Annotated in this window: 9 protein-coding genes; 8 read left to right on the top strand and 1 reads right to left on the bottom strand. The window is 43.9% G+C overall.

Going from position 1 to position 11,409, the window contains the following annotated elements; all coding sequences use genetic code 11:
• Positions 1 to 49: 49 nt before the first annotated feature.
• From HWQ36_RS11380 to HWQ36_RS11370, 3 genes are all read left to right on the top strand, one after another.
• On the top strand, positions 50 to 1,561 hold the full coding sequence (locus tag HWQ36_RS11380) for an AAA family ATPase (RefSeq protein ID WP_292702112.1): 1,512 nt from the start codon (positions 50 to 52) through the stop codon (positions 1,559 to 1,561).
• A 245-nt stretch (positions 1,562 to 1,806) separates the two neighbouring features.
• Positions 1,807 to 2,346: an SH3 domain-containing protein gene (locus HWQ36_RS11375; RefSeq protein ID WP_292702109.1), complete on the top strand. Its 540-nt coding sequence runs from the start codon at positions 1,807 to 1,809 to the stop codon at positions 2,344 to 2,346.
• Positions 2,347 to 2,462: 116 nt separating this feature from the next.
• The gene (locus tag HWQ36_RS11370; RefSeq protein WP_292702106.1) at positions 2,463 to 3,941 is read left to right on the top strand and encodes a peptidoglycan-binding protein; all 1,479 of its coding nucleotides are present in this window, start codon (positions 2,463 to 2,465) and stop codon (positions 3,939 to 3,941) included.
• Positions 3,942 to 4,142: 201 nt separating this feature from the next.
• Here the strand turns inward: HWQ36_RS11370 and HWQ36_RS11365 are convergent, their stop codons facing one another.
• Positions 4,143 to 7,169 (bottom strand): SMC family ATPase, encoded by a 3,027-nt coding sequence (locus tag HWQ36_RS11365; RefSeq protein WP_292702103.1) that lies wholly within the window; start codon positions 7,167 to 7,169, stop codon positions 4,143 to 4,145.
• A gap of 346 nt (positions 7,170 to 7,515) precedes the next feature.
• On the opposite strand from HWQ36_RS11365, the gene HWQ36_RS11360 reads away from it, so the two are divergent.
• The 5 genes from HWQ36_RS11360 (at position 7,516) to HWQ36_RS11340 (ending at position 11,409) form a co-directional block, all read left to right on the top strand.
• Complete coding sequence (locus HWQ36_RS11360; protein ID WP_292702101.1) at positions 7,516 to 7,923, top strand: hypothetical protein; 408 nt, start codon at positions 7,516 to 7,518, stop codon at positions 7,921 to 7,923.
• Between the two features lie 143 nt (positions 7,924 to 8,066).
• Positions 8,067 to 8,423 carry a hypothetical protein gene (locus HWQ36_RS11355; RefSeq protein WP_292702099.1) on the top strand — a complete coding sequence of 119 codons (357 nt, stop codon included), beginning with the start codon at positions 8,067 to 8,069 and terminating at the stop codon, positions 8,421 to 8,423.
• Between the two features lies 1 nt (position 8,424).
• Positions 8,425 to 9,006, top strand: a complete 582-nt coding sequence (locus tag HWQ36_RS11350; protein WP_292702097.1) for an NB-ARC domain-containing protein — start codon at positions 8,425 to 8,427, stop codon at positions 9,004 to 9,006.
• On the top strand, positions 8,984 to 11,257 hold the full coding sequence (locus HWQ36_RS11345; protein ID WP_292702095.1) for a tetratricopeptide repeat protein: 2,274 nt from the start codon (positions 8,984 to 8,986) through the stop codon (positions 11,255 to 11,257). The genes HWQ36_RS11350 and HWQ36_RS11345 overlap by 23 nt, the downstream gene beginning before the upstream one ends.
• A gap of 5 nt (positions 11,258 to 11,262) precedes the next feature.
• Entirely contained in the window at positions 11,263 to 11,409 is a 147-nt protein-coding gene (locus HWQ36_RS11340; RefSeq protein ID WP_292702092.1) for a hypothetical protein, read from the top strand.

Below are 11,409 nucleotides of genomic sequence, written 5' to 3'. Positions count from 1 at the left end.
ACAGTACAAACCTGAACAATGAGAGAAGAACAAATAACCACAGCTATATATGAACTTCCGTGAAGAGTTTAAACTGCTGCTACGTGCCCGCTACCCCTTGATTTATATTCCCACTTATGAGGAAGAACGGGTAGAAGCAGCTATCCGGGAAGAAGCAACCAACCAGGGTAATCGCCCAGTGTATACTTGGGATTTTGTCGATGGCTACCAGGGAAACCCCAATGATGTTGGCTTTGGGCGACGTAACCCCCTACAAGCTTTAGAATTTATCGAAAAATTACCAGCCTCCGCACCAGCAGTTTTGATTCTCCGAGATTATCATCGCTTTTTAGATGATGTAGCGATCGCTCGCAAACTCCGCAATCTCGCCCGACTCCTCAAGTCGCAACCAAAAAATATTGTCCTACTGTCACCGCGAATCGCCATTCCTGACGATTTAACCGAAGTTTTGACAGTCGTCGAGTTTCCCTTACCCGCCGCCCCAGAAATTAAAACTGAGGTGGAACGCTTACTACAAAGTACTAGTAATTCCCTTTCTGGCCAAGTTTTAGATGACTTAGTGCGATCTTGTCAAGGGCTTTCAATGGAACGGATTCGCCGGGTTTTAGCAAAAGCGATCGCAACTCACGGCGAATTGCAGCCAGAAGACGTGGATCTCGTTTTGGAAGAAAAGCGCCAAACTATCCGCCAAACCCAAATCCTGGACTTCTACCCTGCCACTGAGCAAATTTCTGATATCGGCGGACTCGATAACCTCAAAGACTGGCTGATTCGTCGGGGAGGCTCATTTACTGATAAGGCGCGACAGTACGGATTACCGCACCCCCGTGGTTTAATGTTGGTGGGTATTCAGGGAACTGGGAAATCGTTAACAGCAAAAGCGATCGCTCATCACTGGCATTTACCCTTGCTACGTCTGGATGTGGGCAGGCTATTTGGTGGTTTGGTGGGTGAATCAGAATCTCGGACTCGCCAAATGATCCAAGTAGCCGAAGCTCTCGCTCCCTGTATTTTGTGGATTGATGAAATAGATAAAGCCTTTGCCGGAATTGGTAGCAAAGGTGATGCAGGAACAGCCAGCCGGGTGTTTGGTACTTTTATTAACTGGCTAGCCGAAAAAAGCTCCCCCGTGTTTGTCGTTGCCACCGCCAACGACATCCAAGCCCTACCGCCGGAAATGCTTCGTAAGGGGCGATTTGATGAAATTTTCTTTGTGGGATTGCCCACCCAAGAAGAGAGAAAAGCAATTTATGATGTTCATTTATCCCGATTGCGCCCCCATAACTTGAAAAGTTATGACATCGAAAGGTTAGCTTATGAAACGCCCGATTTTTCTGGAGCAGAAATTGAGCAGACTTTAATTGAAGCAATGCATATTGGATTTAGCCAAAACCGCGACTTTGCTACTGACGACATTTTAGAAGCAGCCAGTCAGATCATCCCCCTAGCGCGAACTGCCGTAGAGCAAATTCAGCAACTCCAAGAATGGGCGGCGGCTGGGAGAGCGCGTTTAGCATCGAAACATAATCCTTTAAGTGAACGCCTCCGGCGCACTACGTGAACGCTTCAACAGTAGCTACAATAATGAGTTAGTTAAGGGACTGACAAGAAATAAATTATCCAATCTTGTGGGGTGGGCATCTTGCCCGCCTTTAGTTACTGGGCGGGTAAGATGCCCACCCCACAATAAATAGTTGGATATTTTTTTATTTGGAAGTCCCTAATAATTGCTAGTCAATGGTCAACAGTGAATCATGAATTACTATTGACTATTGACTATTTACCACTGGCGATCAGGTTTTAACTATGTTGTCTGGCTTAACAAAATTTATACTTGGGTTTTTCTTAGCGATCGCTGTTCTAATAGGTGGCGGCGCTGCAATTGCACTCTATTTCATGAATCGCACCGGCATACCTCCTGCCAAACCTGTTTATTCTAACGATAGTCCCTTGGTGAAAGCCCAAGCTCCAAAAAGAACTGAGCCTGGAGGAGCTAAACCCAGCCTGACACCTGGGACATCTACTAAATCGTCTCCAAGCTCAACTCCTACTCCCACAGAATCACCAAAGGTTACAAAACCATTACCATCGGGAGCTTACCGAGGGCGTGTTAATTGGGCTGAAGGCTTGAGTTTGCGATCGCAACCAAATCAAGAAGCTGAAAAAATTGGTGGGGTTAGTTTTAATCAAAAAATTATTATTTTGTCAGAAAGCGACGATAAAGCTTGGCAAAAGATCCGTTTGGAGGGTAGCGAACAAGAAGGTTGGGTGAAAGCAGGTAATACTGAAAAAATTGATGAACAAAAGCCTGAAAAACCAGAGGATACACAAAAAACAGAGCAATAATAATTCCATAATTCAAGCCTGTTCTGGAAAATTACTTGTAAATAATCATACAAATAACAAACATGACACAGAGAAATTAGTATAATCATGTATGGTCATAACTTGAAAAAAAGCAAGTGAAAACAGGGGTAGATAGCTATTTAACCAAGCTGGCCTCACTCTATGAGGCATCTGGAAGCGTCAAGGTTGTTCCTACCGCAGCTAATTTCAAATTTTTGAATTGGAAAAAGTTATCTAGCGGTACGGCGATGCGTCTTTTGTCTGTGGCAATAATTACGGGGCTTCTGAGTATAGCTGGGCAAGCTTTAGCACTTCAGAAAATCGGAAGTAATGGGCCGGAAGTTACGAGTAGCCAGAGGTGTTTAAAAAAGTTAGGCTACTTTAACGGCCCAGTCAGTGGTAAATTTGCAAGTTTGACTCAAAACGCTGTCATCAAATTTCAGCAAGCGAACAGAATACCTGCTGATGGGGTTGTAGGTATTAATACGCGACAAACCTTACAGCGAGCATGTCAAAGTCGGAATACCAGTGGTGCATTGCGTAGGGGCAGCCCAACCCAGAGTGGTCAATATCCTGTTCTCTCTCAAGGCAAAACTGGTGCGGCCGTCACAAGGCTACAACAACGTCTGCGGCAGTTAGGCTACTTGAATGCCAATGCCAATGGAAAGTTTGGCCCAATGACTAGAAATGCTGTCATCAAATTCCAGCGAAATTATCGCATAGCTGCTAACGGAATTGTAAATCGACAAACTTGGAATGCACTACTAGGTTCGTCTCCGACTCAGGCCAGATCGAGTCTCTCGACTCAACAAGTCAGAGAACTACAAGGGCGTTTGCAGCAGTTAGGTTATTTTAATACTACTCCTACTGGGAATATTGGCCCAATGACTAGAGATGCTGTCATCAAATTCCAGCGAAATTATCGCTTACCGGTTGATGGCATTGCCAATGCTCAAGTTTTAGATGCAGTGCGTAGAGCATTCACAGGTGGATCTATTACTCAACAACCGAGCAGAGATTATCTGACTGTAGGCGATCGCGGAGATAATGTCGCATTAGTTCAAGAGCGTTTATCGCAGTTGGGTTTCTCTAATACCAATCCTGATGGCTTTTTCAGCGATTACACCAGAGAATCTGTGATTTCATTCCAGCAATATTCTCGACTTAATGTTACTGGAAATGTCGATGTGCAAACTTGGCAAGCATTAGGGTTGAATAACTCTACTGAGGTCAGTTCTGCTGAGGCGAATGGTTATATATTACCTGAGAATAATAATCGCTATCTAGTACCTGTTAATACTGGCTATGCGACACCTGAGAATAATCGCTATGTATTACCTCCTGCCAATGCCTATGCTGTACCTGGGACTAATGGCAACACATTAGTTGCTAGTAATCCTTACAGAGTAATAGTGCCAATTTCGAGTAACGATACTCTGAGTAAGGTGCAACAATATATACCCAATGCGGTTACAGAGCAATCCCATCTAGGGGATTATGTGAATGCTGGAGCATTTAGCGATCGCGCACAAGCCGAAACCCTAACGAAAATGCTCCGCTCTTATGGTTTGGATGCAAGGGTAAAATTTAATTAATTCGTAATTCGTAATTCGTAATTCGTAATTAAATTGACAAGCTCAACTGCGAACCTTCTTGAGTTTTATTCACCTCAATTCGGGCTTGGAAGGCTTCTTTGAGGTGGGGCATGTGGGTAACAGTGAGAATGCAGGCAAAATCGGAAGCGATTGCACGGGTAAAATTTAATTAATTCGTAATTCGTAATTCGTAATTCGTAATTAAATTGACAAGCTCAACTGCGAACCTTCTTGAGTTTTATTCACCTCAATTCGGGCTTGGAAGGCTTCTTTGAGGTGGGGCATGTGGGTAACAGTGAGAATGCAGGCAAAATCGGAAGCGATCGCATTAATCGCTGCAATTAAGCGATCGCATCCTTCGGCATCCTGTGTACCAAAACCTTCATCCACAATCAACAATTGCAACGCCGCTCCCGCCCGTTGTGCTAATAATTTTGCCAGGGCTAAACGGATGGCAAAGTTAATTCTAAAGGCTTCTCCACCAGAGTAAGTTTCATAAGATCGCGTTCCTCTAGAATCGGCGATTAAAATATCTAAGGTGTCTATCAACTTGGCATTTTTCTTGGTTGATTTAGCACTGCGTCCAGCTTTTTGAGTAATAAATTGGACATGAAACTGATTGCCACTCAACCGCGAAAGTAGTTGATTTGTCTCGGCTTCCAGTTGTGGTAACACATTTTCAATCATCAGTGCTTGGATGCCATTTTTACCAAAAGCTTGCGCTAATTCCTGGTAAACACGGTATTCCTGCTTACAAGATTGTAATTGCTGCTGCTGTTGTTCATACTGAATTTGCAGCGTTTCCAATTGATGCGCTAACTGTTCTAAACGCCCCAACTTGGCTATTTGCTCATCAAGTTGCCGTCTGCGTATTCCTAACTGCTGTTCTAAAGCTTGAATTTGGGCAGATGGGTTAGCTGTTGCTTGTAATTGCTGGATTATACTTTCGATTTGTGCGCCGAGTTTTTGCCGCTCGGTTACTCTGGCGCTTCTGGATTCCTCTAACTCTTGCAATCTCGTCTGGAGTTGCGGATACTGCTGCTGGGCAGATAGCAGTTGTTGATACCGCAAATGCCAAGATTGAGCTTGGCGAACAGCCACACGTAAATTATTGTGCTGCTCGGAACTGTAGCCAATTTCGGTAATGTGACGTTCAAGAGCCGCAATCTGTTTAGCACATTCAGAATCAGTCTGATCCTGCTGGATTCTGACTTGTAATTGAGCAATTTGGGATTGTAATTCTGGTTTTCGGGCTAATAGTTGCGCTTGTCGCTTAGTAGCATCTTTAATCTGCTGGAGTTTAATTTCTGCCCATCGCCACCGCTCAACTTCGCTGCGGGCGAGGGCGTGATCTTGTTCATTATAATTAGCTTGTTGCAGATATTGGTCTAGCTGCCGGAGTTCGGCTTGTTTATCGGGAGCGTAATCACCAGCTTGGAGCGATCGCTCCAAATGTTGTTTTTCAGCAGCAATTTGTTGTAACTGTTGTTGGACATCAGTTGTAGCTTCTAACTGTGCCGCCAACTGTCCTCGCTGTTCGTGTAAACCATCGTAACTCGCTAATTGTTGAGAAATTTCGCGATATTCCTGCCTAAGTACCTGAATTTCTCTGTCAGACACAGCCATTTGTTCCCGGACTACCCAAAACTGCCCTTGAGTATCCTCTAACTCAGCCTGGGTTTTTTCCACCACCCGACTCCAATGATGTTCATCTAAAGGGCGTTCGCACAATGGACAAAGTGCTTCAGGATTTTGGAGCATTTGTAATTTCTGCTCTAATTCCCCCACTAGCTTTTCATAATCCCGTTGATGAGCTTGCAGACGTTCGATAAAGTGTCGCCTTTCATGCCCTTTTTCCTGGACTCGTTGCAGATAAACCCGCTTTTTCTCCAGTTCCTCAATCTGGATTGCCACATCCATCACCGCTTGTTGCAGTTGCGGTTGGCGGCGCTGCTGGCGTTGCAATTGGTTCTCAGTACTTTGGAGTTGTTCGAGTCGCGCTACTAAACCAGCATGAGTGCGATCGAGTTGGCTTTGTAAAATTGCTCGTTGTTGCAACAACGGAGTCACTTGCATTTGCAGTTCATCTAAGCGAATAACATGGTGGCGGGCTGCGGTTAGTTGTGCCAAAGCAGCTTCGACTTCACCTGATTTAGTTAGAGTTTGTTGAATATCTCGTTCTTGTTGCTGCAAAGCTTCTAACTGCGCTTGGGCTTGTTGCAGTTGCCGTTCGATTTCGTGAATTTGTTTGGTAAGCTGTTGTTGCTTTTGTTGGCGAGTTTGCCCAGCGCGGGTGTATTCTTCAAATTTGGCAGCAAAGGCTTCTTCTTGAGATTGGAGACTTTGATATTGGGCGTATCCAGCTTTAATTTCAGCTTCTTGGTGTAATATTTTTTCTAAATCTGATAACTGAGAGCCAATAGCCGATTGTTCTTGTTGGAGGCGATCGCAATCTTGGGTAAGATTTTGGTATTGCTGCTTTACAAAGCTGAGTTGTTGTTCCCAGTTTTGGCGCTGGTGCTGGATAACTTGCAAACTTTGTAATTGAATATTATCAAAAGCTTGCACCTGTTGCAGTTGATTGAGTTCGGCTTCTAACTCCACTCTTTGCGCTTCGGTTGTCTCACGTTGTTGCAGCTGAATTTTAATCGACTCTAAAGAACGCTCTAACTCTACTGCCCGTGCTTTGAACTGCCGAGAAGATTCCTTTGCCCGTTCTTCCAAATCATCGTACTGATTGAGTTTCAACAACTCCGCTAAAATTTCTTTGCGTTCCGTCGGGCGCTTGAGCATGAATTCATCTGCACGACCTTGACGTAAGTAGGCAGAGTTAATAAAAGTATCGTAATCGAGCTTAATGTGTTCTAAAATCAAATCTTGGGTTGCTCTTACCCCTTTGCCAGTAAGTGAGCGAAACCCAGATGGGATTTCTATTTGAAATTCCAAAACGCTAGTACCTCCCCGAATTCGGGTACGAATCACCCGATATTTTTGCTGGTTACTTTGGAAAGTAAAATCAACCCGAACTTCTTTCGCGCCAGAATAGATGACATCATCTTCAGCAGTGGCACGGCTTTCACCCCAAATTGCCCAAGTGATTGCTTCCAGAAGCGAAGATTTACCCGCACCATTGGAACCCGAAATACAAGCCGTATGCAAACCACGAAAATCTAAAGTTGCATCACGGTAACTAAGAAAGTTTTTGAGGATAAGTTGTACTGGGATCATTCAGGCTATAGCGCCACATCTACTTTTAATAATTAACAGTACAGATGCACTGTTTGTTAGTTTAGCTATCTAGATATCAGGTTTCTAGTCTTGAAGACTTCAAATTTACAAAAATTAACAATAGGATGAGTAAAATTTTCTTGTTGCATAAAAAAGTTTTGCTGTCTTTAGAGAAAAATGAAACTTCCGTAGAAGCTTATCGTTATTTCTCCCTATCGTCTGAGATAAAACATTCATAGAAGATGGGCTAAATTTCGCGTCAAAGAAAAAGAATCAAGGTGATAGGGGAAAAAGCGTTAATATACTCAGTAAAAAGGTAGATGCCTGAGATGGACATCATAAACCAATGGATATAGCTCTACTTGTTAAATTTCTCGCTCCCTGTCTGCCATTTCTGTTAAATGTGGGTAATAAAGCCGTAGAAGGGGCATCTCAAAAAGTAGGTGAGGATGTTTGGAATAAAGCCAAAGCTATTTGGGCTAAGTTACATCCCAAAGTAGAGGCTAAGGAAGCAGCGAACGAAGCAGCAACGGATGTGGCGCAAAAGCCAGAGGATGAAGATTTGCAAGCAAGTTTGCGAGTACAACTCAAGAAGATTTTAGAAGCAGATACAGCACTTGCAGAGGAAATAGCTAAGATTTTGCAAGCATCGACTGACAAACCCGGAGACAATATTCAAGTGAGTGCTAATGCTTACGACCAAAGTACGGTTAAGCAAGTCGGGAAGATTGACGCAAACCAAGTGACTTTTTAATTGAGCGAATAGAATTCGCGGCTACACAAACAAAGCCCACCTCCGTGGGCTAAGAGAAAATTAAGGTTTTTTAACCCACGAAGGTGGGTTTTGCCTGTGTAGACGCGGTTTATAACCGCCGATTTCACATTAAGTTGACACCAATGCAGAATACTGTCTACCCTACAAATTTTGATGTTTCGAGTTCTGAACATGAACGGCCGAGTTCTGAACACGAACTTCCGAGTTCCGAACACGAACGGCCGAGTTCCGAACACGAACGGCCGAGTTCCGAACACGAACGGCCGAGTTCTGAACATGAACGGCCGAGTTCCGAACATGAACTTCCGAGTTCCGAACACGAACGGCCGAGTTCCGAACACGAACGGCCGAGTTCCGAACACGAACGGCCGAGTTCCAAACATGAACGGCCGAGTTCACAGCCGCAATATCAAGCAAAAATTTTACCTACTGTGAGCAATGGCAGAGGAACCCAGCCCCAGGAACTCGAACAACATTGAAATGAATCTCACTGCCTATGGTGACAGTAAAGTAACTCAAGTAGGGCAGTTAAATACAGAGCAGGTTCAGATTATTGTTGCTGATATAAGACCATTCCTAGAGCGATCGCAACAAATCTCCAAACCAGAATCGCCAGGGGTTCTCAAAGCAGGCAACCCCCAGAAAAGTTTGGCTTACTGGCAGGGACGGAAAACAGAAATTGCCCAAATACAGCAATGGTTAACTGATAAAAATACATTCCTAATTGGCATAGAAGGCATCGGTGGCACAGGTAAATCGATGCTGGCAGCTAAAATTTACAACGAAATTGAGGGTTTCCCTAAGAGATTTTGGGCAGATGTTAGTTATGGGGCAGGTTTTAGCGATTTAGCCCGCCAAGTCCTCAGTGAATTTGGCTTTCGGGTTCCAGAAGAAGAAGCGCAGTTAATACAGGCGCTAGTTAAGTGTCTACAATCTGGGCAATATTTACTCATCATTGACAACCTGGAGAGTTTATTACAGCCAGATAGACAGTGGGGAAGTCAATTCTACGGCGACTTTTTCAATGCTTGGGTGGAATATGGCGGTAATAGTAACCACTAGGGAAAGACCAGAATTAAAAGGCTTTGAGTGGCTACCCCTGAAAGGTTTGCAAGTCGCAGAAGGGGTAGCACTGTTAACTGCATTAGGCATTCGCGGGTATTTAGGGGATTTTGTCGAATTGGTAGATGGGCATCCTTTGCTGTTGAAATTGGTAGCAGATTTATTAAAAGAAGAATACCCCCAAGACCCGGATTTAAGACGATTAACAGATTTAGGCTTAGGGAATTTGCGGCAGTTGTTGACAGATCCCCAAGTGGTAGGTGTGCATCGCCGGGAAAATGTAGGGATGGTGTTGGTGTTGGATGCCAGTTTTGAACGGTTGAATCAATTGCAAAAGGCTTTATTCCTCAATATCAGTGTTTATCGTGGTGCTGTTGAAAGTACAGCAGCAGTGGCAGTTTTGCCTGGAAGTTCAGAAACAGAGATTGAGGGAGAACTGAGGAATCTTGTTAAGCGTTCTCTGTTGTCGGAAAAACTTAATGGTAAGCGGCGGTTTGAGTTTCAGCCAGTGGTGTTGGAATATGTGCGGTATAAGGCTGGCGATCAGACCGAGGCGCATCAACGAGCTATTGATTACTACGGTTTAAATCTTAAACAAGAACATTGGCAAACTAAAGAAGATATCAAAGAATATCTAGAAATTTTCTATCACTGGTATCAGCTAGAAAAGTATAATTCGGCATTTGATAGCATTCTGTTCTGCAATAATTTTTTGACCTTACGGGGCTATTACACCGATCTAGTTGACTTATACGGGCAGTTGATAAAAGCTTGGCAAAAAACTGACGAGAGAGAAAACTGGAATTATCGGGCTGCTCTCAATAACTTGGGTCTTGCTTATTTATCTCTGGGGCAGTACCAACAGGCGATAGAGTTCTTGCAGCAGTCTTTGGATATAGCTAGGGAAATAAGCGATCGCAATACTGAAGGTTTATCCTTAATGAATTTGGGTCTTGCTTATTTATATCAGGGGCAATACCAACAAGCGATTAAGTTTTACCAGCAGTCTTTGGAAATAGCTAGGGAAATTGGCGATCGCAATACTGAAGGTTTATCCTTAATGAATTTGGGTAATACTTACAACTACCTGGGGCAGTACCAACAGGCGATAGAGTTCTTAGAGCAGTCTTTGGATATAGCTAGAGAGATAGGCGATCGCAATACTGAAGGCTTATCCTTAATGAACTTGGGTAATGCTTACAATTATCAGGGGCAGTACCAACAGGCGATAGATTTCTTCCAGCAGTCTTTGGACATTGCCAGGGAAATAGGCGATCACAAAACAGAAGGCTTATCCTTAATGAACTTGGGTAATGCTTACTTATCTCTGGGGCAGTACCAACAGGCGATAGATTTCTACCAGCAGTCTTTGGATATAGCTACGGAAATCGGCGATCGCAATTCTGAAAGCTTATCCTTAATGAATTTGGGTGTTGCTTACTTATCTCTGGGGCATTACCAACAAGCGATAGATTTCCACCAGCAGTCTTTGGATATAGCTACGGAAATCGGCGATCACAATACTGAAGGCTTATCTTTAGCTAATTTGGGTAATGTTTACTTAGACTTGGGGCAGTACCAACAGGCGATTGAATTTTACCAGCAGTCTTTAGAGATAGCTAGGGAGATAGGCGATCGCAATACAGAAGGCAAATCCTTAGCTAATTTAGGTGCTGCTTACTTCTCCCTGGAACAGTACCAAGGAGCGATTGAGTTCTACCAGCAGTCTTTAGAGATAGCTAGGGAGATAGGCGATCGCAATACAGAAGGCAAATCCTTAGCTAATTTGGGTGCTGCTTACTTCTCTCAGGGACAGTACCAAGGAGCGATTGATTTCCACCAGCAGTCTTTGGAAATAGCTAGGGAAATAGGCGATCGCAATTCTGAAGGCAAATCCTTAGGTAATTTGGGTGCTGCTTACAACTTTCTGGGAGAGTACCAACGGGCAATTGAATTTTGCCAGCAGTCTTTGGAGATAGCTAGGGAAATAGGCGATCGCAATTCTGAAGCGAGCGCATGGTTTAATTTAGGTCTGTCATTAGGAAACGTCAATCGAGAATCAGACGCGCTGGGTGCTTATCGCAATGCCCGTGAACTATTTCAGGCGATGGGACTTGATGATAACGTGCAACTTTGCAACAATGCAATTGAGCGTTTTTCTCAACCAAAAACGCCTGTAGCCTCCCGTCGTGGGTTTTGGGGTTGGTTGCGTCGGTTGTGGCGTTGGGTACACAGTTGGTTTCGGCGGTAATTTTTTTGTCTCACCCAGAGGTGCAGAGAAGAGGCTTTATAGAGGTAAAAAATAAAAAAATAAAAGCTAGAGCTAAACAAAAACTTGAGCAAGTAATTTCTGTTGAGGGAAATCTACCAGCATATATTGTGGTTGTTGAGTTTTGTCATTAA

The organism is Nostoc sp. NMS2 (assembly GCF_017115105.1).
Lineage (GTDB): Bacteria > Cyanobacteriota > Cyanobacteriia > Cyanobacteriales > Nostocaceae > Nostoc.
This window is presented reverse-complemented; position numbering and strand designations above follow the sequence as displayed.